This window comes from Microcystis viridis FACHB-1342 (assembly GCF_014698335.1).
Classification (GTDB): Bacteria; Cyanobacteriota; Cyanobacteriia; order Cyanobacteriales; family Microcystaceae; genus Microcystis; species Microcystis ichthyoblabe_A.
Genome location: NZ_JACJSV010000046.1, coordinates 17811 through 40436, shown reverse-complemented (window position 1 = coordinate 40436; position 22626 = coordinate 17811). Strand labels below are relative to the sequence as shown.

General features: G+C 44.6%; 24 protein-coding genes and 3 pseudogenes. 18 read left to right on the top strand and 9 right to left on the bottom strand.

Annotation, left to right across the window (positions count from 1 at the left end):
• Positions 1-575 precede the first annotated feature (575 nt).
• A pseudogene (locus H6G40_RS15270) lies at positions 576-748 on the top strand (IS1/IS1595 family N-terminal zinc-binding domain-containing protein); the annotation flags it as partial.
• Positions 749-967: 219 nt separating this feature from the next.
• Here the strand turns inward: H6G40_RS15270 and H6G40_RS15265 are convergent.
• Together H6G40_RS15265 and H6G40_RS15260 are read right to left on the bottom strand one after the other, a co-directional pair.
• Positions 968-1285, bottom strand: coding sequence for a KGG domain-containing protein (locus tag H6G40_RS15265; protein WP_002732376.1), 318 nt, complete (start codon positions 1283-1285; stop codon positions 968-970).
• Between the two features lie 455 nt (positions 1286-1740).
• Positions 1741-3984, bottom strand: coding sequence for an IMS domain-containing protein (locus tag H6G40_RS15260; RefSeq protein ID WP_042790316.1), 2244 nt, complete (start codon positions 3982-3984; stop codon positions 1741-1743).
• A 247-nt stretch (positions 3985-4231) separates the two neighbouring features.
• Between H6G40_RS15260 and pdhA the strand changes: the two genes are divergently transcribed.
• The 3 genes from pdhA (at position 4232) to H6G40_RS15245 (ending at position 7725) form a co-directional block, all read left to right on the top strand.
• Positions 4232-5266 (top strand): pyruvate dehydrogenase (acetyl-transferring) E1 component subunit alpha, encoded by a 1035-nt coding sequence (gene pdhA, locus H6G40_RS15255; protein ID WP_002733307.1) that lies wholly within the window; start codon positions 4232-4234, stop codon positions 5264-5266.
• Positions 5267-5465: 199 nt separating this feature from the next.
• Positions 5466-6248 carry a hypothetical protein gene (locus H6G40_RS15250; RefSeq protein WP_002777147.1) on the top strand — a complete coding sequence of 261 codons (783 nt, stop codon included), beginning with the start codon at positions 5466-5468 and terminating at the stop codon, positions 6246-6248.
• Between the two features lie 538 nt (positions 6249-6786).
• Positions 6787-7725, top strand: coding sequence for a glycosyltransferase family 2 protein (locus H6G40_RS15245; RefSeq protein ID WP_069474331.1), 939 nt, complete (start codon positions 6787-6789; stop codon positions 7723-7725).
• Between the two features lie 235 nt (positions 7726-7960).
• On the opposite strand, the gene H6G40_RS15240 is transcribed toward H6G40_RS15245, so the two are convergent.
• Positions 7961-8302 carry a hypothetical protein gene (locus H6G40_RS15240; protein WP_069474330.1) on the bottom strand — a complete coding sequence of 114 codons (342 nt, stop codon included), beginning with the start codon at positions 8300-8302 and terminating at the stop codon, positions 7961-7963.
• A gap of 34 nt (positions 8303-8336) precedes the next feature.
• Between H6G40_RS15240 and aat the strand changes: the two genes are divergently transcribed.
• The 3 genes and pseudogenes from aat to H6G40_RS23980 all read left to right on the top strand — a co-directional run.
• Positions 8337-8918: a leucyl/phenylalanyl-tRNA--protein transferase gene (aat, locus tag H6G40_RS15235; RefSeq protein WP_036396144.1), complete on the top strand. Its 582-nt coding sequence runs from the start codon at positions 8337-8339 to the stop codon at positions 8916-8918.
• 578 nt (positions 8919-9496) lie between these two features.
• Positions 9497-9700 carry a hypothetical protein gene (locus tag H6G40_RS15230; RefSeq protein WP_069474329.1) on the top strand — a complete coding sequence of 68 codons (204 nt, stop codon included), beginning with the start codon at positions 9497-9499 and terminating at the stop codon, positions 9698-9700.
• A 146-nt stretch (positions 9701-9846) separates the two neighbouring features.
• A pseudogene (locus tag H6G40_RS23980) lies at positions 9847-9933 on the top strand (DUF4351 domain-containing protein); the annotation flags it as partial.
• A 2-nt stretch (positions 9934-9935) separates the two neighbouring features.
• Here H6G40_RS23980 and H6G40_RS15220 read toward each other — a convergent pair.
• Complete coding sequence (locus H6G40_RS15220) at positions 9936-10742, bottom strand: MlaE family lipid ABC transporter permease subunit (protein ID WP_002736708.1); 807 nt, start codon at positions 10740-10742, stop codon at positions 9936-9938.
• A 228-nt stretch (positions 10743-10970) separates the two neighbouring features.
• Positions 10971-13094, bottom strand: coding sequence for a serine/threonine-protein kinase (locus tag H6G40_RS15215; RefSeq protein ID WP_069475337.1), 2124 nt, complete (start codon positions 13092-13094; stop codon positions 10971-10973).
• Positions 13095-13302: 208 nt separating this feature from the next.
• Between H6G40_RS15215 and H6G40_RS15210 the strand changes: the two genes are divergently transcribed.
• From H6G40_RS15210 to H6G40_RS15190, 5 genes and pseudogenes are all read left to right on the top strand, one after another.
• Positions 13303-13971 carry a hypothetical protein gene (locus H6G40_RS15210; RefSeq protein WP_042790849.1) on the top strand — a complete coding sequence of 223 codons (669 nt, stop codon included), beginning with the start codon at positions 13303-13305 and terminating at the stop codon, positions 13969-13971.
• A gap of 166 nt (positions 13972-14137) precedes the next feature.
• On the top strand, positions 14138-15307 hold the full coding sequence (locus H6G40_RS15205; protein WP_069475338.1) for an HhoA/HhoB/HtrA family serine endopeptidase: 1170 nt from the start codon (positions 14138-14140) through the stop codon (positions 15305-15307).
• 188 nt (positions 15308-15495) lie between these two features.
• Positions 15496-16311, top strand: a complete 816-nt coding sequence (locus H6G40_RS15200) for a mechanosensitive ion channel family protein (protein ID WP_069475339.1) — start codon at positions 15496-15498, stop codon at positions 16309-16311.
• A 27-nt stretch (positions 16312-16338) separates the two neighbouring features.
• Positions 16339-16527 (top strand): annotated as a pseudogene (locus tag H6G40_RS15195) (PDZ domain-containing protein); the annotation flags it as partial.
• Between the two features lie 893 nt (positions 16528-17420).
• Entirely contained in the window at positions 17421-17975 is a 555-nt protein-coding gene (locus H6G40_RS15190; protein ID WP_002737808.1) for a hypothetical protein, read from the top strand.
• Here the strand turns inward: H6G40_RS15190 and H6G40_RS15185 are convergent, their stop codons facing one another.
• The 4 genes from H6G40_RS15185 to H6G40_RS23735 form a co-directional block, all read right to left on the bottom strand.
• Positions 17976-18293 (bottom strand): hypothetical protein, encoded by a 318-nt coding sequence (locus tag H6G40_RS15185; RefSeq protein WP_002736138.1) that lies wholly within the window; start codon positions 18291-18293, stop codon positions 17976-17978.
• A 122-nt stretch (positions 18294-18415) separates the two neighbouring features.
• Entirely contained in the window at positions 18416-19306 is an 891-nt protein-coding gene (gene crtR / locus H6G40_RS15180; protein WP_002737746.1) for a beta-carotene hydroxylase, read from the bottom strand.
• Positions 19307-19468: 162 nt separating this feature from the next.
• Positions 19469-19978 (bottom strand): transcriptional regulator, encoded by a 510-nt coding sequence (locus H6G40_RS15175; protein WP_176721682.1) that lies wholly within the window; start codon positions 19976-19978, stop codon positions 19469-19471.
• A complete protein-coding gene (locus H6G40_RS23735; protein WP_272071995.1) occupies positions 19962-20090 on the bottom strand; it encodes a hypothetical protein in 129 nt (42 codons plus the stop codon). The genes H6G40_RS15175 and H6G40_RS23735 overlap by 17 nt, the downstream gene beginning before the upstream one ends.
• Before the next feature lie 152 nt (positions 20091-20242).
• On the opposite strand from H6G40_RS23735, the gene H6G40_RS15170 reads away from it, so the two are divergent.
• The 6 genes from H6G40_RS15170 to H6G40_RS15145 all read left to right on the top strand — a co-directional run bounded on the left by H6G40_RS15170 (position 20243) and on the right by H6G40_RS15145 (position 22547).
• Entirely contained in the window at positions 20243-20797 is a 555-nt protein-coding gene (locus H6G40_RS15170; RefSeq protein WP_002736121.1) for a PEP-CTERM sorting domain-containing protein, read from the top strand.
• Positions 20798-20916: 119 nt separating this feature from the next.
• Complete coding sequence (locus tag H6G40_RS15165; protein WP_069475340.1) at positions 20917-21216, top strand: nucleotidyltransferase family protein; 300 nt, start codon at positions 20917-20919, stop codon at positions 21214-21216.
• Complete coding sequence (locus H6G40_RS15160) at positions 21209-21580, top strand: HepT-like ribonuclease domain-containing protein (RefSeq protein WP_002738003.1); 372 nt, start codon at positions 21209-21211, stop codon at positions 21578-21580. The genes H6G40_RS15165 and H6G40_RS15160 overlap by 8 nt, the downstream gene beginning before the upstream one ends.
• 89 nt (positions 21581-21669) lie before the next feature.
• A complete protein-coding gene (locus H6G40_RS15155) occupies positions 21670-21837 on the top strand; it encodes a hypothetical protein (protein ID WP_004163258.1) in 168 nt (55 codons plus the stop codon).
• 84 nt (positions 21838-21921) lie between these two features.
• Positions 21922-22203: a DUF433 domain-containing protein gene (locus H6G40_RS15150; protein ID WP_002750657.1), complete on the top strand. Its 282-nt coding sequence runs from the start codon at positions 21922-21924 to the stop codon at positions 22201-22203.
• Positions 22200-22547 carry a DUF5615 family PIN-like protein gene (locus tag H6G40_RS15145; RefSeq protein ID WP_002750655.1) on the top strand — a complete coding sequence of 116 codons (348 nt, stop codon included), beginning with the start codon at positions 22200-22202 and terminating at the stop codon, positions 22545-22547. The genes H6G40_RS15150 and H6G40_RS15145 overlap by 4 nt, the downstream gene beginning before the upstream one ends.
• Positions 22548-22626: the final 79 nt, after the last annotated feature.

The following is a 22626-nucleotide window of genomic DNA, read 5'->3' as shown; positions in this document are numbered from 1 at the left end:
GTATTCATGATTCTACCGTTTAATTGTTTCTCTTTATTTTGCCTTAGCTAACGTTTTTAGTCTCTAAGCATTTATACTTATTGCAAAATTGGGATGCTCCCAACCACATTTAGGACAACAAGATGTTGAAGTTTGTGAATCTTTTGTCAGAAGACAATGTTCTAAATCTTCATCGTAATTTAACCAAAGTTTAATTATCCAAGAGAAGATATTGATAAAAATAGCAATCATAAAAAGCAAATCCCCAACATTTATCAAGCAATTATTTTTATTAGTAAATATTCTACACAACTCAGTCCAGATAAGCAAGATGGCTTACCACTACTACCGAATCACTACCCAACATACCTTCGATACCCACAATGGGAGATTTACTCGAAGGAGGGGCAGAATCCCGGGAGCATCCCACTTTTGCAATAAGCAATTGTACTTAGATGCGAAATACTTATATGGCAAGCCTTTTCGGGAGTTCATAGATTTTCAACGGTTCTCTAAATTGTGTGATTGGAACCAGAATCGTTACTACAAAAGCCTTCTTACCCTTCTGAGCATTTATACTCATTACATAATTGGGATGCTCCCAATGTGGTTCTTATCATACCATCAAAAATGGTTCTACACATCATGGCAAGCCGAAACGTCAGTGTAAAGAATGTGGTCGTCAGTTTGTGATCAATCCCACTAATAAAACCGTATCTGACGAAACCAAACAATTAATTGATAAACTCTTGCTCGAACGAATTTCCTACCGAATCACCACCTTTGGCTAAAGAACTAGAACAATTGCAACCTTTCTGGCAGCGTTCTGAAACTTTGCCCAAATGGGATGTGACGGTTCTGCCCTCCTAGCTGGCATCTTATTTTTACGCAAGTCCCTATTGGGGATGGGGAAATGGGGGAATGGGGAATTTAGCTAAAAACCCCAACACCCCAAAACCCTTTCAGTCCCAGAAAAAGTCAACCAAAGTCAACTATTTGCTTCCGAGTTGCCAAAATCTGAGGAATTTTCACCTATAGACTCGTTGACTGGGGAATTTTCCCCGGAGTTTAAGTTTTTGCGACTGCCTTTGTGAGAATTTTTGCCCCCTTCCCGTCCAATAGCTGCCATGTGGGACCGATCTCGGCTAACCGCTTCACCACCTTTTCGTCCCGCTTCGCGAGCTTCTTCGGAGGTAAATTCGTGGGCTGTCCCTTTTTGATGAGCAGCTTTACCACCTTTACTAGCGATTTCCCTTTGTTTAGCTTGATCCATAGAGGCAAAACCGCGTTTACTCTTACCTGTCATAATATCCCTCCTGTGTGAATGCTGATTTTAAAAGTTCTTAAAGACTTATGCGAGATTTTTAAAAGATCAAAATCATGGTCTTGTGGGTGAGCAAAACATTGAGATTGCCCCGCTTTTTTCCTCTAAGAACTATGGATCCCTACCTACGATTATAACTCATTAGCTTGACTTCTAGGGAACCAATTACAGCAATCAAAGAGCAGATTTTATGTTAAAAAATATTAAGAGAATCGAGCATTTATCAGTCTAAAGATATAGAAGTTATCTTAATAGTGAGGTACAAAGGTTGCTTTTGCAGGAGTCGGTCTTCAGTTATCAGTTATCAGTTATCAGCTTTTTTCTCCCTGCTCCCTTCTCCCCACTTCCCCACTTCCCACTGAAAAGGCTGCCATGCAGCCTTTTTTGGGTGTGCAGGCAGCCTAAAGCCTAGTTTTTGGGGATTTAATCGGAAAAAATTAGGGTAAGACTTGGGTTTTTTCGATCAACCATTTATCTCCTTGCCGTACCAAATCATAGCGCACCTTCAAGGACTCATTATAGGAACGATTGACAATTTCCTTGCCATTATGGAAATACATGGCCTTTTCGTTGACTATCGCTTCCACCGTGGCTAAATTAGGATTTTTCGCATTATTAGTGACTGATCGCACATCCACTTGATGATCGTAGCGCCAATAGTTATTTCCCTGTAAAGCCGCCGCCCGTTTTTGCCAAATTTCCAAAGCTGAACCCGTTAAAACCTCTTTCAATGGCTCTTTTTGGTGTTCACTGCCAAAAGCCGCCGATTTTGCTGCTAACCAAGCTTGAATCGTCTCCTTGGCCTTTTCCTTGTCTAAGGGATTCCCTTCCATCACCTCCGCGTTAGCCGAAGGAATTTCTAGTATGGGAGTATTTAAAGAAATCGGTAACTGTTCCCCTTGCAAGGCTGCCAAAGGAGATTGACTATCGACAATTGCCTTTACCCCCAAGGACAAAACCACGAGCGTTCCCACTAATCCTACTCCCAATATCGCCACTCGATCGAGTCGTAGTTTTCTGCGGACTGGTCGTCTCCGTTTCGGTGCGACTAGGGTAGTTTTTACCGTTTCTACGGCTGCTGGCCCGGAGTTGCCCGCTGCTGGGTGGCGCGAGCGACTAGGACGACGACGGGGGGGATTAAGTGCCGGTTGACGATCGGCTGCTGTCACCACCACACTGCCCTGAGTATAGGGGGTGAAAGTTTCCTGCTGAGGGGTGGCTCTCAGGGCAGGTACAGCAGTGCCTGTCCGCTCACCGTTAGCTCTAGCTAAAGACGGTTTTTGGGGACGAGAATGGGAAGAATAAGCAGATTCCCTCATCGGTGTCGCTCCTGGCACTGGGTTTAAATGGGTGGGGGGGGTGTGGGTTTTGAGAACATTTACTTCCGATTCTAAAGGTTCCCCAACCTTTTCTTGAACTGACACGGGAACTTTTTCGTCAGGAAAACCTGACAATTCTTCCAAATAATTTTGTACCTCTTCCTCGGCAAAATACTCTTTGAGTGAGGCTTTCCGCTCGACTAAATCACTAAAATGGCAGAAAACTTCTGTTTGTAACCAACGCTCACCGTAACGACATAACCCAGGTAGAAGATCGGGAGATTGCCCAGATTGTTCCTTAATATAATTTAATATTTCTTGCTCTTGACTTTTTTCTAAAATTGTGCTTGCTTGTTCGGTTTGACCGAGCAGCAGGGCGCAGATCGATCGCTCGATGGAAACATCCTGATGTTTTTGTAATTGCTGCAGGCGATCGCTGGCTGCCACAATAGCGGCGGGTTGTTTTTGGGCGAAACCGCGGGCAATCAAGGCATAAACCAGCAGATAATTACCCACCGCCGAGGGGCGTTCTGCCTCTTTTGCCCAGATTTTCTCCTGTTCGGCCTGAGTCAAATAAACCCGTAACTGTTGAATAAAGCGTAAAAAATTATCCACCCCCAACCCAGAGCGATCGTCGCCCTGGCCATCGATGCCACCGCGAGCGGCCAACATATCCTCCAAGAGATTTAAGCCCCGCTGACGGGCAAGACCGGGGTTTTTTTCTTGGGATAACAATTCCAGAACCTGGTAGGGACGCAAGCGATCGCAATCATGACGAATCTCGCCGGCCACTTGTGGGAACATTTGTTCTTGTTCCAAGCAGATCAAGGCCTTGGCTGCGGTGCTGGCCGCCTGTTCATAATTTTTATCCTGCCAATATTCCCGACTTAATTCCCCGTAGGCCAAAGCCAAGGTTAAGATCATATCTGGGCGAGTAGTTGGCTCCAAATCTAGATAAGTTTCAGCCAAACGAATCACTAACTCGTATTCTCCCAACTCTTGCAGGATGAGCAAAGCTCCCACCAGATCGGCGGGGGCAATGGTAATCTGGGGAGTGGGATATTCTGAGGAAGCGGCGGCCACCTCCCCACCCTGAGAATCGAGGTTTTCGGCGCTGCTATCTGGGTTGAGAAGCAGGGGATTGGGAGCGAAAAATTGGGCATCGTAATCACGACGGCGATCTGGATCACTTAACACTTGGTAAGCTTCATCTAACAAGTGCTGACGGGCAACGATCGCTGTTTGACTGTATTCTTGACGTGGCAATTGCCGTCCCCGATCGGCGTGGGCCAAATCAATCTGCTCGGCATTCACCTGAAAAGGGATTCCCAATATCCTGTAGTAGTCAAGAGGAATTCGCACGGTTAGCTGTACCTCAACTCTGGAGAGTCCTTAGTGAATTAAATGATGTAAGTGAGAGCGGAGCGAGTAAAATAACAAGATACCATCTTATCCTAGCCAATCTCTGACTGACTAAGATTAGATTTGAGAGAGAAAATACCAAGAACCCCTTGGTTTAAGACCAAAAAATTCACTGCCAGAATTCTCGAAAAATCTACCGCTTCCTCTCCCCTTGCCTTTTTGTTGTCTAAATGATACTACAGACCCTATGATTTCCGAACGTACTTTACCAACCTTTAATCCTGCTTCCATCATTATCACCAAAGCTGAAGGTCTTCGCCTATACGAGGATATGGTTTTGGGGCGGATGTTTGAAGATAAATGTGCCGAAATGTATTATCGCGGCAAAATGTTCGGTTTTGTCCATCTCTACAACGGTCAGGAAGCCATATCTAGCGGTATTATTAAAGCCTTGCGTCAGGGAGAAGATTACGTTTCTAGCACCTATCGCGATCACGTCCACGCCCTTAGTGCCGGAGTTCCCGCTCAAGAGGTGATGGCGGAGTTATTCGGCAAAGCTACCGGTTGTAGTAAAGGACGGGGCGGCTCCATGCATATGTTTTCCGCCGAACATAAGCTTTTAGGGGGTTATGCTTTTGTGGCCGAGGGGATTCCCGTCGCTACCGGGGCGGCTTTTCAGAGTAAATACCGTCGGGAAGCCATGGGTGATGCCAGTGCCGATCAGGTAACGGTCTGTTTCTTTGGGGATGGGGCGAGTAATAATGGCCAGTTTTTTGAGTGTCTGAATATGGCCGCCCTCTGGAAGTTGCCGATTATCTATGTGGTGGAAAATAATAAGTGGGCGATCGGAATGGCCCACGATCGAGCCACTTCTCAACCAGAAATCTATAAAAAAGCCAGTGTTTTTAGTATGGTCGGTGTGGAAGTGGACGGTATGGATGTGGTCGCCGTTCATGCCGCCGCCAGAGAAGCCGTGGCCCGCGCCCGCGCCGGTGAGGGGCCGACTTTGATTGAGGCCTTAACCTATCGTTTCCGGGGTCACTCTCTAGCAGATCCCGACGAGTTACGCAGTGCTGACGAGAAACAATTCTGGGGCGAAAGAGATCCGATCACTCGCTTTGCCGCCTACCTCTACGAGCGAGATCTGGCCACGAGAGAAGAATTAAAAGAAATCGAGGAGAAAATTCAAGCTGAAATCGAGGCAGCGGTTAAATTTGCCGAATCTAGCCCCGAACCCGATCCTAGTGAACTAACTCGCTTTATTTTCGCCGAAGACGAGTAATTTCAGTGATCAGTTACCAGTTATTCAGAGTTGAGTTTTCAGTTCACTGATCACTGATTAGTGATCACTGATTACTTAAGGTATTCTATGAGGGGGAGAAGAAAAATGCCCCCTTCAATATGGTTGTTGTTGAAAAAATCTGTAAAAAATCGTTGCGTTCTTGTATAATTCGCTAAAATCCAGAGAAATAGCTTTTGCCATGGCGACTACAGAAGCATTGAACCCCAGTCAGTTCGCATTCTTAACCAACCTCACCGCTGATCGTTCAAGTTTACCCAACCCACAAGAAGAAATGGACAAAGTTATCATTCTCGTTAATGCCGAAGCTCAAGCCAGTGGTCAGATGTCTCGGCTATCGCCCGTTACCGAAAAAATGGTGATTGCCTTAAAAAATGCGGTTCCTAAATCCTTGGCGGTGGAGGTGACGGGGACGGCTTCCTTGTGGTCAAAAATGGAGTCGGGTAAAACCGGCCAAAATAATTTAATCTGGTGTCCCTTAACAATTCAATTACCCAATTGGGTGAATTTTCCGGGTAAAAAAGTTTATCAAGCTTGTCGGGATATCGAGGAAAGACGCGCTTGGGTTGCCCATACCCTGCACTATAAAACCAGTCAGGGAGATTCTTCTTTTGGGGATCTTTGGTTGCCGATCACGGTGACATCTAAGGGTTTAGAATACGGTGAAGTAATCGGGGAGGGTATGATCCCTAATGCCTACAGTCAGCCGATTAGTCTAGAAAGAGAGAGTCTTAAGTCTTTATATCGGCTGGCAGCGCAATTACTGGATAATTTACAGGCTCCTGCTTCCGTTTATTTGCTACAGTTTCGTCTGGCTCATCGAGAAGTGGTTTTTGATCGTCTCTGGCCTTTTCCTGCCGCACCTGCGATCGCTTCCCTACGCGGTCAACAGACGGATCTCTATGCAGCCTACTGGAATTGTTTACGTCGGCAAGCAATGGTCGATCATTCCTTGGCTATTTAATCCAATAGCAAAGAAAAACTGTCCAACTTTGCCCACAATAGCGATTAATCCCTCAACTATCTAGGGTTTGCTGAATAAGTACGGGCGAAGCATTCGGATAGAAAATCTACCTTTTCACCGATAGGTTATTGTCCGAATGCTTCGCCCCTACAGGACGCGGGCCGATGAAGACGCAAGGTTTTGAACGACGATTCTCTCAAAATCTTGCACCTGTTTCGCGAGAAAAGCCCCAAAACCTTTACTTTGCCTACATTTCAAATTTATTCAGCAAACCCTATCTAAAATTAAATCCCTGACGATGTTAGCGATCGCAAATTCACTATAAAAACTTCTGGAGGGGATGTAAGACCAAAAGCTGGGCGTAAGTTCGTCTTAAGGCAGTCCCCCGTGAAATAGGAAGCTCTCAACGACCTTGAGAGTAGTTCAAAGGCACTGTCTAGCAGTAATCTATTAAGTTGACAAAAGGGATACTTTAGCAGAATATTTAGCGTAGCGGCCGCCATAAAAACACGGCTTTTGTCCGTTCAACCTCTCGAAAATGCCGAAATATTCGCTAATTATCCCGATTTATAACGAGGAAGAAACCATTCCAGAACTCTATCGCCGTGTCAGTGCCGTCATGGATAGTTTAGATGATTCTGTGGAACTGATTCTGATTAATGATGGCAGTGGGGACCGGTCCTTAAAATTAATGCGGGAACTACAGGAAAGAGATGCTAGGGTCTGTTACATTAGCTTTGCTCGCAACTTTGGCCATCAGGCAGCAGTAACAGCAGGACTAAATTTCGCTAGGGGTCAAGTTATTGTTGTCCTCGATGCCGACTTGCAAGATCCACCGGAATTGATTCCCAAAATGATTGAGTCTTGGCAAGCAGGTTATCATGTGGTTTACGCCCAGAGAACAAAACGGAAAAAAGAAAGTTGGTTTAAACGCCTAACTGCCTACGTTTTCTATAGATTGCTGCGACAATTAGCCGACGTGGATATCCCTGCGGACACGGGGGATTTTTGTCTGATGGATCGTCAGGTGGTGGAAGTATTAAATTCTATGCCAGAACGGAATCGTTATATTCGCGGTTTGCGCGCTTGGATTGGTTTCCGACAAACTGCTGTTAAATTTGAGCGGGATCCCCGGTTTGCTGGCGAAGTCAAATACACTTTTAAAAAATCCCTAGCTTTAGCGATTAATAGCTTGGTGTCTTTTTCTAAGATTCCCCTGCGTATTTCCACTTATTTAGGCTTATTTTCTGCTTTAATTGCCCTGTTGATGGCTTTACTGGTTCTCTACTGGCGCTTACAGCAACCCGACTCTCCTGTTACTGGTTTAGCTACTATCTTGATCGCTGTGTTTTTCTTGGGTTCGGTACAATTGATCAGTATTGGCATATTAGGGGAATACGTCGGGCGAATTTACGAAGAAGTTAAAGGCAGACCAGCCTATACAATCGCTGAGATCGCTGGGTTGGAAATTAATTAAACCTTCCCAACAACTATCAATTAATTCTTGTCGATTAAAGATTTTGTTAACTTCTTAAATAAGCAATAAGCTGTTGACTATCTAAATTACTGGTTAAGACCGCCTATGATCGAGAAGAGAGGGTTTGATCATTTGTCCTAAAATTTCTAATAGGCAGTGCAGCTTACCCCATTCGTACAAAAAAATTAGCAGAGCAGCTAATAGAAATTAAACTCCAATAGCAGAGAAAAACTGTCTAACTTTGCCCACAACAGCGATTGATCCCTAAACTATCTAAAATTAAATCACTAACGGCGTTAGCGATGGCAAATTCACTATAAAAACTTTCGCGGAAATCAAAAGCTTGCATCTCGGTAACGATCGCAATCACCAAGTTACCGAGATCGTTTTCCCCTTCCAAACGCTGACGCAGAAAAATTTGACTAGCACGTTCAGCGATAGTATCGTTAATAGCTTCGGGAATAAATTCCGCATCTAACCAACGATGCAAAGCGGTGCGCAGCCAAGTTTGTTCCTGTTGGGGGTTTTCGATCGGTGGTAAAGTAATAGGCGGAATTGGTGCGGGATGATCGGGCATAATTAGAGAATGATCAGGCTACGAGACTGAATTCTTGGGGGGAGTTGTGGATACCGCCTCTATTATACAAGGATACGCACGCGGTTACTTTCTCATGGCTGATGAGGGGGGGCGATTGGATTGGTATTCTAGTAAAAATCGCGCTCTTATTCCTCTAGATCGGCGTTTTAGCTATCCCAAGTCCCTAAAACGAGTTTTGAATCAAAATCGCTTTACCGTGGCTATTAACCGCGATTTTGCTGGGGTTTGTGCCGGTTGTGCCGATCGCTCGCTGACTTGGATTTCCCCGGAGTTAATCCAAATCTATCAGCAATTACACCAAGCCGGTTGGGCCTACAGTTTCGAGACTTGGCAAGGGGATCAATTAGCGGGGGGGATTTTAGGTTTAGCAATTCGCGGGGTTTTTATCGGAGAATCGATGTTTTATAAAATTCCCGATGGTTCTAAGGTAGCCATGGTCAAGTTAGTTGAACACCTCAGAGAACGGGATTTCTGTCTATTTGATGCCCAAATGCAAAATCCCCATCTGGCTAGATTTGGGTCCTATACTATCCCCGAAAAAGAATATCATCTCCTATTGAAAAGCGCTCTGTTGAAGCATTGCCATTTTGTTTAAGTATTGTTTCCGATTGTAAGTAGCTAGACACAATCTAAGTACAGGACAAGGTGGCGCATCTTAACAATTTTTGACAAAATCAACTTTGTCTGAGTTGCTTACCCAGTCGGCGATTTAGGCATATTTGAGGAGAATTGGCCATCTCAATTGTTAAGCAAAAATCGACCAAATGTTAAGATTTCGTAACTATTTTGATTGACTTGTATCACCTGAAATGCCCATGAGGATCACAAAATTGGCCAATTGTCAATAGCTTTTGAGATGCTCTCATCCTGATTGGCGCGAGTTATGCTATACTATAAGCTTAGGCTTTTCGTTACTTGGCATGATTCGATCAGGGGGCATAAATCGAAGCAATGTCTTTCTGTGTAAGGGTTTTATCCTTTATAACCCCCCTCCATTGCATAGCACAAACCGAAGAGCCTAAACTGCTAAAAGCTGAACTTTTTCTGGATCGGCTAGAAGAAATCACAGACCAAGCTTCTGACGGTATTCAGAAAGCCAAGCTTTAAACCGTTCGCAGTACCCAAATCAAACTATCTCTTTCATTTAATCAACTCAAACTACTGGAGAGGCTCATGGTTGAAACTACAACAAAACTCAAAAAGTTTACGATTTTACATTCCAATGATATGCACGGCGACTTTTTAGCGGAGGCTAAAACTGGACAAGGTGGTTTGATCGGCGGGTTATCATTGCTTTCTGGTTATATCAATCAAGTGCGTCAAACGGAAAAAAATACGGCTCTTCGTTACTTGTTATGGTTCGATAGGGGGGCATAAATCGACTAAATCCTTATCTGGCAAGAGACTTAATTGATTAGTTCGCTCTAGATAAAAAACAATTGACAAAAATTGCTAAATGCCTTTCTCTATAAGGGTTCCATCCCTTATAACTCCCGTCCATTGCATAACACGAACCGAAGAGCCAAAATTTAGAAAACTTAGGAGAAGCTTTATTAGATTTTCAGTCAGTAGAGGATTTAGAACAATGGCTAGAAAATGAGCGTTTTTAACTTTACTGTCCAAATAAAACCGAACTATTACCAGAGCCTTGGAACAAGATCCAAGTCATCAGCAGATTAGATACAAAAATCGCTAAGAGCATAGTGACTACGGCTGCGGTCGTAGCTTGGCCAACTCCTTTAGCACCGCCATCGGTCGTTAAACCCCAATTACAGCCGATAATCGCGATTAAAGCCCCAAAAACCAACCCTTTAACCGGTCCACTCAGCACGTCTCCCACGCGCAGGAAACCGCGAACCGAGTCGAGAAAAACTGAATTAGCAATCCCGTATAAACTTTGGCCGACCAGCAAACCGCTACCTAAACCGATCAGCAACGCCATAATACTCAAAGCGGGAACCATCAGACAACAGGCAATTAAACGAGGCAGCACCAGATATTCCACGGGATCGGTTTTGAGCATATAGAGTGCGTCGATCTGCTCTGTCACCTTCATGGTGCCGATTTCCGCCGCAAAAGCCGATCCTACCCGACCGGCTACCACGATCGCCATCATAATCGGACAGAGTTCCCGACCGAGAGCAAGGGCCAAAATTCCCCCCACCATACTGCCAGCACCCAAAGCTTGGAACTCCCGGGCCACTTGGATAGTAAAGATCATCCCGATCACCGCAGCCGTGATCATGGCAATAATCAGGGAAGCAGGCCCGGCTGCCACCATTTGTTCTTGGGTGACGCGCCAATCGGGTTTGCGCGTGAATAGGAAGTAAAAAACCCTGCCGGTTAAGAGTATCGCTAACCAACAGCGCCGAAACCAAGAGCTTAATTCCTTGCTAAAAATCGCCAATAAATCCTTCATGGCCACCAAAATCGATCGGACTAGAGAAAAGTCTATCCTGTTTTGTCTTCTAACTCCCATTTCCTACCACGCTATGGATAGCGCAGAATTTTTATACTGAACTAAAATAGCGATCGCTGATTAGCTGGTAGTGAATAATTAGAACTCTTGCAAATTGATTATATGTTATAGCAATAGGTTGGCCAATTCAAGTCTGAATTGCATCACTATCTGAAAAAAGAGCGGAAGTTAGGGAACTGGTTCCTCGCTATCCACTTTCGGGGTTGGGTTTTGGGGAGATTGCTGAAGTTCTTGCCAGCGAGTTTCTGCCAGTTGTTTTTGTGTTTGCACTTCTTGGTCATTGGAACGATAACGAAGTGATTCTTGATAAGCTTGAATCGCTCGCTCGTATTGACCGAGTTTAAACCAACTATTGCCTAAACTTTTCCAGGTTTCGGGGTTATCTTTTTGTCTTTGAATCGCCTGTTGATAGGCGGTTATGGCTTGGGAATAGTCGCCTAAACGATAGCAAGCGTTACCGATACCGATAAAAACTTCAGATTTTCGGGAAGAAATACGGCGAGCTTTTTCGTAGGATGCGATCGCTTCTTGAAATCTTTCCAGTTGATGAAGTAATGCGCCTTGATTTAACCAAGCTTGATAATAATTAGAATTGGCTTTAGTTGCTTGAGTAAATGCCTCCAAAGCTTCTGAATTGCGGCCTAATTTTTGCAGAATAATCCCTTGACTATAGTGAGCTTGGGAAAATTGGGGATTAAATTGTCCGGCTTTGCTATAACTTTCTAAAGCATTATTAATTTTATTTAATTGATACAAACTATTACCTTTTTGATACCAAATTAAGGCATTATCTGACTCGATCGCTAGAGCCTGATCGTAGGCTTTAACTGCCCCTTCATAATCCTCAAGATTTTGTAATGACCAGCCTTTTTTATACCAGATTTTGGCATCATTTTGCTGAAAAGTTAACAATTTGTCAAGAGCTTTTTGGGCGGCGGAATATTGTTGCAGTTCTAGATAAATATCGGCTTTACCTTGCCAAGCTTGACTAGCGGCAGGATTAAGAGATAAGACCCGCTCAAAACTTTCTAAAGCCTCCTGATTTTTATCTAATTTATCTAAAGCTTCCCCGCGACCGAGCCAAGCTTGCCAAGCGGAATCTGGGTTAATTTGAATAGCTTTTTCGTAGGTATTTAAAGCTTCCGAGTATCTTTTTAAAGCCAATAAAGCATCGGCTTTTCCTTGCAATGCCTCAAGATAATCGGGATTAATTTTTAAGGCTTGACCATAGGAATTAAGGGCATCAGTATAACGTTTGAGTTGATAAAAAGTCTGACCTTGTTGATAGTAACCAAGAGAATTACGAGAATTTTGCCAATAGTCAAACCCCAGATAAGCACCAGCTATTAAACCAATTGTCCCCGATACAAACAAGATTTTTGTTAGCAAAGATTTCCCTTGACGAGCAACTTGACTTTGAGATTTCACTGCCTGGGTAATTTTCGGATCGAGATGATGAATTTTTCCTAATTTTCTCAGAGCGATTAATGCTTCACTGGCGCTGGTATAACGCTGACGAAAATCATAGCGGATCATGCGATCGATAACATCACTAAACTCGGCGCTAGTCATGGCCAAATGTTGCCAGAGAATTTCCCCCGTGGGAGCATCCAAGGGAATATCTTGGGGAGCTTTACCGGTTAAAGCTTGTAATCCAATCATACCAGTGGCATAGATATCGCTACTAAAACGGGGATAACCTTGGGCCTGTTCACTGGGGAAATAACCGGGGGTACCGATAGCGACTGTAGAAACGGTTTTACCTTCTTTAACTACTTGAGTGCTAATTTGTTTGACAGCACCAAAATCAATTAAAACCAATTGATCATCTTGGCTGCGACGAATAAGATTGAAGGGATTAACATCGCGATGGATCACCTGTTTCTGATGGACAAATTCGAGAATTGAGAGAATTTCTGTTAATAAAGCCACTACTTTCTCTTCATTTTGCCTATAGACACCGGCAGTAATTTCTGTGGCTAAATCTTCCCCTTCAATGTATTCTTGCACGAGGAAAAATTGCCCATTTTCCTCAAAATAAGCAAATAAACGGGGAATATGGCGATGATTGCCCAATTCTTGCAGGATTTTCGCCTCGGTTTCAAAGAGTCGTCTAGCGATGGCTACAGTTTCGGCATTCCGGCACTGGGGTTGAAATTGTTTGATCACACAGCGATTTTGATTGGGTAACTGGCGATCGCAGGCCAAAAAAGTCTGTCCGAATCCCCCTTTTCCCAATTGACGGATAATTTGGTAGCGATGACTAAGGATTTTTCCGGCAGCGAGTTCCATAGACGATGGCAATCCGAGGTTTTTTACCATTCTAGGCTTTTCGACTCTCTTTTGCGGTCGATGGACAAAATGCAGAAATTCTGCCATTCTACTTTTTTCCCTATAGAAAGGGAAAAAATTCCCTGTGGAGGGGACTGACATGACAGACAGAAAAAAATAATCTAGAAACAGAGAAAGTTCACTGTTGTTTTTTGAGAGGATAACCGCTATGTCTATCAATCCTGTTACCAGAGCCAGTACAGCCTTACTGATTACCCTGCTCATGGGTTCCACGTCCGGCACTTTTCCCGTCCTCGCTCAAAGTAATATTAATCGGCAAAGTCTCATCGCTCAACAAATCTCGATTCCGGCGGGAACAGTTATCCCTTTGAATTACGAGAAAGCCGATAAAATTTTAGTTTCTAAAAGTGATGTTATTCCTCTGACTTTAACCGTAGCCAGAGATATTCGTAACCGGAATGGGAGTGTGGTGATTGCAGCGGGAAGTGAAGTCAAGGGTACTTTACAAGCGATGGGCCAAGGTGTGCGGTTTATTGCCGAGGAAATTCGCCTCGATGGGGGTAATCGCACTATTCCCCTCAATGCCACTTCGCGATTAATTACTACCACTGAAACCGTGCGTAAAGGGGCAAAAACTCAAGATATCTTAGCGGGAACCGTCGCCGGTGCGGGGGCAGCCACAGCGATCGCTGCCCTTACGGGCGATCGCAAGATCGAAGTTCTCGATGTCTTAGCGGGGGCAGCCGTGGGAACCCTTGCAGGATGGGGTTTACCGACGGCGGGAATTGTCGGTGGTAGTTCCGCGCAGTTATACTCTGTTAACCCCGATCGAGATTTAAATATTACCCTGCAATCGCCCCTAGTGATCAGAGATTAGTAAACGGCAAACCATCACCAAATCCGCCAGCAGACGGATTTGGTGTCAATCGTCGGTTATTTCTGGATTTAAACGGAGCGATCGATTTGTTAGATTTTTAATAGTCGGTCTGTCAACCGATAGACAGAAACAGTTAAAACATCAGAATTCAGAGATCAAAGAAAGTATGAAACTTCCTACAGGGTTACGGCGAACTATTACCCACGCTTTGGCAACTTTTCTGGGAGTTATGCTCGGTTTTAGCAGTTTAGCGGCGGTAAATGCTCAAAATCTGCCCACTGCTGCCGCCGATCTGGCCAGAATTCCCCCGGAGATGACGGCGGAAAGTTTTGTCGCTAAGGCAGTGGCCCGCACAGGTGCGGCAGTGGTGCGAATTGACACCGAAGCGATCATTACTCGTCCCAATAGCCCCTTTTTTGATGATCCTTTTTTTCAGGAGTTTTTTGGAGAACAGTTTCGTCTTCCCACCCAGCAGCGAGTGGCGGGCCAGGGATCGGGTTTTATTATCGATGGCAGTGGTTTAATCTTAACTAATGCCCATGTGGTCGATAATGCCGATAAGGTAACGGTAACTTTAAAAGATGGTCGTAGCTTCAAGGGAGAAGTACGCGGTACTGATGAGATCACTGATTTAGCCGTGGTGAAAATTAATCCCCAAGGGGAAAAATTACCTGTGGCCGTCCTGGGCAATTCCGCATCCATACAAGTGGGGGACTGGGCGATCGCAGTAGGCAATCCCGTCGGTCTAGATAATACGGTAACTTTAGGAATTATTAGCACGATCGGGCGCTCGGCGGCTAAGGCGGGTATTCCCGATAAACGCATTGATTTTATCCAAACCGATGCCGCTATTAACCCCGGCAATTCCGGCGGTCCTTTACTCAACGCCCAAGGGGAAGTCATCGGCATCAATACGGCGATTCGTGCTGATGCCATGGGGATCGGTTTTGCCATTCCCATCGACCGGGCCAAACAGTTACAAGCAACCCTAGAATCAGGTCAAAAGGTGGCCCATCCCTATATCGGTGTGCAGATGGTTAATCTAACTCCCGATTTAGCCCGGGCTAATAATCAAAACCCCAATTCTGCCATGATCGTCCCGGAAGTGTCGGGAATTTTGGTGGTGAAAGTCCTACCCAATACCCCCGCCGAAAAAGCCGGGATCCGTCGCGCGGATGTGATTGTTAAAGCTAATAATCAACCGGTTAGCGATGGCGCTGAGTTACAGGAAATGGTGGAAAAAGCCGGGATCGGTCAATCTTTACCCCTAAGAATCAGAAGGGGGGAAAGGGCGATCGATCTCACCGTAATCACCGCCCAAATGTCAAATCAGTAATCAGTAATCAGTAATCAGTTATCAGTTATCAGTTATCAGATGTAAGTTTTCAGTTCACTGTTTACTGTTCACTGAAAATACTCCCCATCACCAAATCGGTTTTTTTCCTTGAGAGAGTTCTCGGTTTTTCCTCTCGCCCCTATAATCTGTGTGTAAATTAGCTTTATTTCTTTGCGAGGATAATAACTATGGATCCGGCTCAAGTTAGCAATCAAATGTACTTTATCAGGGATTTAGCGATTAGCTTCGGGGCGAAATTAATCGGGGCGATCGTACTCTGGTTTATCGGTAAATGGTTGATTAATCTAGCGGTTAATCTGCTCAAAACCAGTTTGGCGAAGGGCAACGTCGATCCTACCATCATTAGATATATCATTTCTTTCATCCTCATTGCCCTGCAAGTTGTCCTGATCGTGGCGATTTTGGGCTTTTTTGGCGTTGAAACCACTTCTTTTGCCGCACTTTTAGCCGCTACTGGTATTGCGATCGGGGCTGCCTGGGGGGGGCTGTTGGCCAATTTTGCCGCCGGGGCTTTTTTAGTTATGTTCCGTCCCTTCAAGGTGGGCGATTTTGTCTCTGCGGGAGGTATAACTGGCACGGTGGACGAATTGGGTTTATTTGCCACTACTATTAACACTCCTGACAACATTAAAACTGTAGTCGGCAATAACAGCATTTTTTCTGGGAATATTCAAAATTTTTCCGCTAATCCCTATCGTCGTGTGGAGTTGACCGCTCAATTAAGTCACGGGGTAAATGTCCCAGAAGCGATCGCTCTGTTAAAGGATAAAATTAGCCGTATCCCCAATGTTTTGACTGATCCCGCTCCCGATGTGGAAATTTTAGAATTTAATCCCTCCGGACTTCTCTTAGCAGTACGTCCCTATTGCAGTAACGATAACTATTGGCAGGTCTATTTTGACACTAATAAGGTTATCTATGAATCCTTCGGTGAAGCGGGCTATCCTATTCCTGCTACCCACACGGTTTTACACAATCGATAGACCGGGTTAAGCGAAGACCAGTTTTATGCCGAAAAAGCCGGGATCCGTCGCGCGGATGTGATTGTTAAAGCTAATAATCAACCGGTTAGCGATGGCGCTGAGTTACAGGAAATGGTGGAAAAAGCCTGGATCGGTCAATCTTTACCCCTAAGAATCAGAAGGGGGGAAAGGGCGATCGATCTCACCGTAATCACCGCCCAAATGTCAAATCAGTAATCGGCAGTCCGGAGTCAGTTATCAGATGTGAGTTTTCAGTTCACTGATCACGGTTCTTCGTTACTTGGTATAGTTCGATCGGGTGGCATAAATCGACTAAATCCTTATCTGACAAGAGACTTAATTGATTAGCTCGCTCTAGATCGAAAACAATTGACAAATATCGCAGCAATGTCTTTCTCTATAAGGGTTTCATCTCCTATCATCCCGTCCCGGCTCTTCTCGACTTTGTGTGATAATTTTTGCTTATGGAATCGTGAAATGTTGACGGAGAAAGACTTTTACGACTATTTTGCCGAAGAAACTATCAGTATAGGCTTCGTTTCCACACAGAAACCGGAAGAGCCTATAAGGGTTTCATCTCCTATCATCCCGTCCCTTGCATAAGACAAACCGAAGAGCCCAAAAAAGACCAGGTAAGGATGAGAAAGTCTTAGAAAAGAAGATACAATAAATCTTGAAAAGTTATCGTTTAACTGGATATCTTGAATACTAAATTGAGAAAAAGATTAGTTATAAAAAAGTCTATAAAGGTCGTGGAAGAGGAGTCTATTTATAAGTACCTAAGCAAAATGGCTCTCTTAGGTTTGGTGGGCAAAATGTATTCTAAGATACATTCTCAAGAGCGAGGGGGTGGAACGAAACACAAAGACACAAAGGACACAAAGACTGATCAATCATATTGTAAGTTAAACTTATCACACAGAACCTAGAAGAGCCGCAAAATTAATTACACATATCTAACCACCTCTTGCCTCCTGCCTTTTGCCCATCTTCACTAGGAAATTTATTTTGCACGACTACTTATGAGATGCAGCCCTTTCACCTTGAGGATTTATTCGGTAACGAGAAAATGCTATGATTCGGGTTGAATTTACCAAGTTTATTAAATTATGCGTTCTCCCCAATTAATTGTTCTATTGCTCGGTTTATCCCTTCTCCCCGGTATCTCCCCCCCTTTTGTCCATGCTAATCCCTCGATAGTGCCGGTGAAACAATCGGGTAATCGCGATTGGGGACAAAAAATCAGTGAAGCGGAAATTAAAGCAATGATTCAAGACATTGAAACCGCCATTAAAGATAAAAATATCCCCCTAATCCTCAAACACTATGCCCCGTTTATTTCCTCGCAATTGACCATTAAAACCGATGCTAGTACCGAAATTTTTGAGTTAGATGGCATCACGGAACATAAAATATTTTTAGAGGAATCCTACAAAAATATTAAAAGTATAGAGGTTCTTTCTGAGAATTGGGACGTGGATATTCTTGCTAATAACGAGATGGCGATTATCACTCGCGAGCGGGTAGTCAATATTACCAATACTGAGGGTGATAACTATATAGTGGCATCGGAAGCGGTGGCTAAAGTCGCTCCCATCGACGGCAAATTGAGGATATTTTCCATTCAAGAAACCGCCGAAGTGGGACGCAGACCAAAAAAATAATTAACTTCTCCGGTTGGGACTGGACCAACCCGACTCCCGCCGTCTTCTTCCCTCGATAAAACCGTCATCGTAGTCTCTGGAATTGCGCGGATTATCATAGCGGGCAAAGTTAAAACCGTCCTCTAGTCCGCGCTGAAATTCTTGCTCTGGTGGCACAAATCGATAACGTTGTCTATTATCCTGTACCGCTCGGTTGATTAACAAGGCCCCCGCTCCAATACCCACGGCCTCACCAAAGGTTAAAGACCTAGCATAATTGATGTTAATTGTCAAGAGAGTTGTTGTTAAAATTAAGGCTTTTCCCCAATGTTGACTCATAAAATCCTCCTTCAAAAAATCAGGTTGACAACAAAACCAGTACAGATAGAGAGTTTCTCACAAAATCGACCACCGACTCCCTAAAATGAAAACTTTGTACCTCATCATTACGATAAATAAGATCAAGAAGTTTTAGAAGAATGGGAGTGAAAGCGAATACCTAGGAAGACATCGTAGAGAAAACTCCAGAAATTCTTACCTTGCAGTAAACCCAAAGACTGTTCACAGTCTTTTGCGTCTAAAAGCGGTTTAGTGGCATAGTATGCCGGTTGGTATTTGTACCAGGGAATCGACGGCCAAAGATGATGCACGAGATGATAATTCTGCCCTAAAATCAGCAGATTTAACAGGGGACTGGGGTAAACTCGGGCATTTTTCCAACGATTACGCTCTTGGAAAGGACGATGGGGGAGATAATCGAAAAATAAACCGAGGGCAATTCCCACCACTAAAGCGGGAACAAACCAAAAATTCATCACATAGCTGATAAAACCGTATTGACAGGCGACGATGACTATGGTAGCCACAAAAAGACGACTGAGGAACCATTCCAGTAGTTCGTATTTTCGCCAGAGTTGCCGCTTAAAAAAGAAGATTTCGTGATAAAAAAATCTGGCCGCAATCATCCACAACGGTCCACCAGTGGAGACAAAATGATCCGGATCATTTTCGGGATCGTTAACGTGCGCGTGGTGCTGTAAATGGACTCTAGTGAAGACCGGAAAGGCAAAACCGAGCATTAAAGCACTACCATGACCTAAAATAGCATTAAATAGCCGATTGCTATGGGCAGAATTATGAGAAGCATCGTGGATAACTGTCCCCGATAAATGTAAAGCGAGGACATTAGCACTAAAACAAATCCAGTCCGGCCAGGACCATAGCCAATAGCCACAGGTAGATAGGGTTATTAGGCTCAAGGCACTGAAAAACATGGTAACGTTTGGGTTGAAGCCCCCCGGTGCTTTTAAATACTCTTTGGGGACTGTCAGCAACATCTCGGCCGACTGCATTATGGGTGTTGCTCCTTATTGTGTTCGCTTTACTGGCGTAAATTATCATACTACGCCTTTTTCATAAAGTTTTGTAACATTATCTTAATTAATCTAAAGTTATGAAGAAAGTAAGGATTTGTTATATGGTCTTCCCCCCCAGTCCCCGAAGGAAAAGCGAGGCTACAAGAGAAAATCACGGGCGCTTAACGCCAGTTTCGCACTTAAATGATTAAAAAATTCGGCTAGAGACTCGGCTTGAGAAGGAGCGATCGCCTGTTTCCCCCCTATCACCGATTCTACTCTATCCCGATCGCCGAAAATATCGACAAGACACTCCCTATCGATATCGAATTCATCAAGTAAAGATTCTAACGTAGCGGTAGGATTTGTTCGGGCGATCGGATAATGTTTCCGCTCGTATTCTTCCACTAATAACACCAATAAATCGAATAATAGTCCTTCGTCATTGCTTAACTCCCGTGACATCATCCCTTCAATTATGCTTAAAAATCGCTCGTATTCTTGGGAGTTATTAATCGGTTTCGGTTGATACTGCAAGCGACCTTGAACCTCTACTAAATTTTTCCAGTTAGCCTTACTAGCGAAGTTATACCAATCGCTAAGAGCTTCTTCTGCGTCCGAGTGGCCTTCCCAAAACTCTCGTAATTTAACTTTACTGATCACGCCCATCGATCGCTAGTTTTATTGTTGTTTTTAACTTAGATAAACATCGATCGCTCTGATAATTATAGTGTATGTCAATTTTACCGATCGCCCCCCGCACCCCAGAAAAGCGCACCACTTCGCCGCTCTCTTGGCAGATCCCCCTCAATCCCCAATCGAGTAATCAATAGCTAGATAAAGCATAATAAATATAAATAGAAACAACCTTGACAAAATCGGGGGGGGGGGGGGTAAGATTTGGCTAGATTTTAAACAAATTCAAGTCAGAATATGTCCCTGAAAAAATACTTCAACAAACCCCTAACCGTCGCCCTCGCCACAGTAGCCACCGCCACCCTCGCACCGGTTGCCAGTGCCGCCACTTTTAACTTTTCCTACACCTCCAGCTTAGGAACCATCACTGCGACGGTGGACGGAACCCTGCAACCAGATAACAACAGGGTATTCGTCAGTTCTATCAGTAATACCACCTTTAACGGCTCTCCCGCTCCTGCCCTCCCGTTCATAGGTTCTTTTGACGCTTTTAACCTTTCTGGTGGTAGTCTAACGGGTCAGGCGGTGCTATCCTTAGACGGATCGGGACTAGATTTTATCGCTTGTAACACCACGAATTGTAATGATCTATTCGGCTTTGGCACCTCTAACGACATTGCGGGGAACGTGGTTACGGGGTTCGCTTCCGACGGTAGTTACGGTTCTACTGTTGAACTCTTCGTCCTCGCCAATTATTCCCTGACCACCGTTCCCGAACCAGCGACGGTTCTCGGTTTACTCTCCGTTGCCGGGGTGGGTTTATTGTGCAAAGGCCGGAAACTAGAAAAGTAATTTTGACGGACTAAAAATTAAATTGATTGGGAACGGGTTGTGCGATTGTGGCAGCCCGTTTTAGTCTTTGATCAGGATCGGGAGATCGATCGCACAATTAACCAAAGGGAATAAATCAGATGGTAGATAAAATCACTGCCAACGACATATTGGAACGTTTACGAACCCTGAAACCCGAACTAGCGGAACGATACGCGATCAATCGAATCGGCATTTTCGGCTCGGTAGCCAGAGAGGAAACCCGACCGACGAGCGATATAGATATAGTGGTATGTATGCCCCCCGATCTGCTTAAAAGAGTCAGACTGAAAGCCGAACTAGAGAACCTATTCGGACGGGAAGTGGACGTGATCCGCTATCGGGATTCTCTGAATCCTTACCTCAAGGCACGGATCGATCGAGAGGCCATTTATGTGTGATCGATCGCTTCTATTCGAGTTATTACTAGAGCTTGAAGAGGCGATCCGCCGGATCGAGCGGCGATTTACCCGGATTCAAAAAGCCGATGATTTCATCGCCGATGATGATGGACTCGATCGATTGGATGGCATTAGTATGATGTTGATTGCGATTAGTGAAAATATTAGAAGACTCGATCGGCTAATGGCAGAGAGTTTAGCGAATCGCTATCCGGAAATTCCTTGGTCGGAGATTAAGGGAATCAGAAATATTCTCGCCCACGATTATTTTGACATCGATCCAGAGGAAATTTATCGGATTTGTAGGGAGGATCTGGCGATTTTGAAGCGGGTACTCGGGAAAATACGTCACGACCTCTTGTAATTATCGAAATTTCCCAATCAAACTGCTCCGCTCGGTCTTCACCCCGACATTTTTGATAAGGTTAAAAATCGCTTGGAGGGTTTAAGGTGATGGAAGGAAAAGAAACAGGACTAAATGAACGGGAACTAGAGGAAATTCTGGAAATGGCACGGGATGCGGCGGAAAAAGCCCGATCGATGTGCGAGGTAATCACAGAAAATTCAAAAAAATGGCGAGAAAGAGCGAAACAATCGCCGCAAGTGAGATCGGGTGGCTGAAGTAACCGAACCGATATTTATGGGGAATAGTCGGGGGTTCGATCGATACGATAAACTAAACGATATCCACTCCAGAAAACCGCGATGGTTCAAGCGACCGAATATCTCTATATCGTTCGAGACGACGAGATTTTACACGGGGAACCAATTATCAAAGGAACGCGTACACCCGTCCGCGCCATCGTCGAAACTTGGCGTCTGGGGGTCGCTCCCGAAGAAATACCCCTAGGAATGCCCCATCTGACGTTAAGTCAGATTTTCAGTGCGTTGACCTATTACAGCGACCATCTAGAGGAAATTAACGCTTATATCGAGCATAACCGCGTTCCCGACGACTTAATCGATCCGCTGCTAAAAAATTCGTGAATAATCTCTTTATCCGTCTCTATCTAGATGAAGATGTTAACGTTTTAATCGCCGAGTTGTTGAGAGCGAGCGGGTTTGACGCGATTACTGCGAGGGATGCGGGACAACTTAACGCCACAGATAAAGCACAACTCGCTCACGCGGTGAGTCAGGGGAGAACCTTAGTCACTCACAACCGAACCGATTTTGAAGAACTGGTTCGCGATTACTTCGATGCCGATCGAACCCATTACGGGGTGATTTTTGCCGTCCGTCGCCCTCCGCGAGAGATCGCAACCCGTTTACTGGTTATTCTTGATCGAGTGACTGCGGACGAAATGCGAAACCAAGTTCGATATATTTAATCGCCAAGAAAAATCGCCGTGACCCATTTTTAGGTTCTAGAATGGTCGGAAGTTGGATTCGGTGTAAAGGAACCCTTGT

What these genes read in the sequence shown, in the direction of transcription:
- H6G40_RS15220 (WP_002736708.1), bottom strand. Translation starts at nt 10,742, where the DNA reads ATGAAGGATTTATTGGCGATTTTTAGCAAGGAATTAAGCTCTTGGTTT.
- H6G40_RS15230 (WP_069474329.1), top strand. Translation starts at nt 9,497, where the DNA reads ATGGTTGAAACTACAACAAAACTCAAAAAGTTTACGATTTTACATTCC.
- H6G40_RS15200 (WP_069475339.1), top strand. Translation starts at nt 15,496, where the DNA reads ATGGATCCGGCTCAAGTTAGCAATCAAATGTACTTTATCAGGGATTTA.
- H6G40_RS15240 (WP_069474330.1), bottom strand. Translation starts at nt 8,302, where the DNA reads ATGCCCGATCATCCCGCACCAATTCCGCCTATTACTTTACCACCGATC.
- H6G40_RS15215 (WP_069475337.1), bottom strand. Translation starts at nt 13,094, where the DNA reads ATGGAACTCGCTGCCGGAAAAATCCTTAGTCATCGCTACCAAATTATC.
- H6G40_RS15160 (WP_002738003.1), top strand. Translation starts at nt 21,209, where the DNA reads ATGTGTGATCGATCGCTTCTATTCGAGTTATTACTAGAGCTTGAAGAG.
- H6G40_RS15150 (WP_002750657.1), top strand. Translation starts at nt 21,922, where the DNA reads ATGGTTCAAGCGACCGAATATCTCTATATCGTTCGAGACGACGAGATT.
- H6G40_RS15170 (WP_002736121.1), top strand. Translation starts at nt 20,243, where the DNA reads ATGTCCCTGAAAAAATACTTCAACAAACCCCTAACCGTCGCCCTCGCC.
- H6G40_RS15250 (WP_002777147.1), top strand. Translation starts at nt 5,466, where the DNA reads ATGGCGACTACAGAAGCATTGAACCCCAGTCAGTTCGCATTCTTAACC.
- H6G40_RS15190 (WP_002737808.1), top strand. Translation starts at nt 17,421, where the DNA reads ATGCGTTCTCCCCAATTAATTGTTCTATTGCTCGGTTTATCCCTTCTC.
- H6G40_RS15245 (WP_069474331.1), top strand. Translation starts at nt 6,787, where the DNA reads ATGCCGAAATATTCGCTAATTATCCCGATTTATAACGAGGAAGAAACC.
- crtR (WP_002737746.1), bottom strand. Translation starts at nt 19,306, where the DNA reads ATGCAGTCGGCCGAGATGTTGCTGACAGTCCCCAAAGAGTATTTAAAA.
- H6G40_RS15265 (WP_002732376.1), bottom strand. Translation starts at nt 1,285, where the DNA reads ATGACAGGTAAGAGTAAACGCGGTTTTGCCTCTATGGATCAAGCTAAA.
- H6G40_RS15205 (WP_069475338.1), top strand. Translation starts at nt 14,138, where the DNA reads ATGAAACTTCCTACAGGGTTACGGCGAACTATTACCCACGCTTTGGCA.
- H6G40_RS15175 (WP_176721682.1), bottom strand. Translation starts at nt 19,978, where the DNA reads ATGGGCGTGATCAGTAAAGTTAAATTACGAGAGTTTTGGGAAGGCCAC.
- H6G40_RS15155 (WP_004163258.1), top strand. Translation starts at nt 21,670, where the DNA reads ATGGAAGGAAAAGAAACAGGACTAAATGAACGGGAACTAGAGGAAATT.
- H6G40_RS15165 (WP_069475340.1), top strand. Translation starts at nt 20,917, where the DNA reads ATGGTAGATAAAATCACTGCCAACGACATATTGGAACGTTTACGAACC.
- pdhA (WP_002733307.1), top strand. Translation starts at nt 4,232, where the DNA reads ATGATTTCCGAACGTACTTTACCAACCTTTAATCCTGCTTCCATCATT.
- H6G40_RS15210 (WP_042790849.1), top strand. Translation starts at nt 13,303, where the DNA reads ATGTCTATCAATCCTGTTACCAGAGCCAGTACAGCCTTACTGATTACC.
- H6G40_RS15185 (WP_002736138.1), bottom strand. Translation starts at nt 18,293, where the DNA reads ATGAGTCAACATTGGGGAAAAGCCTTAATTTTAACAACAACTCTCTTG.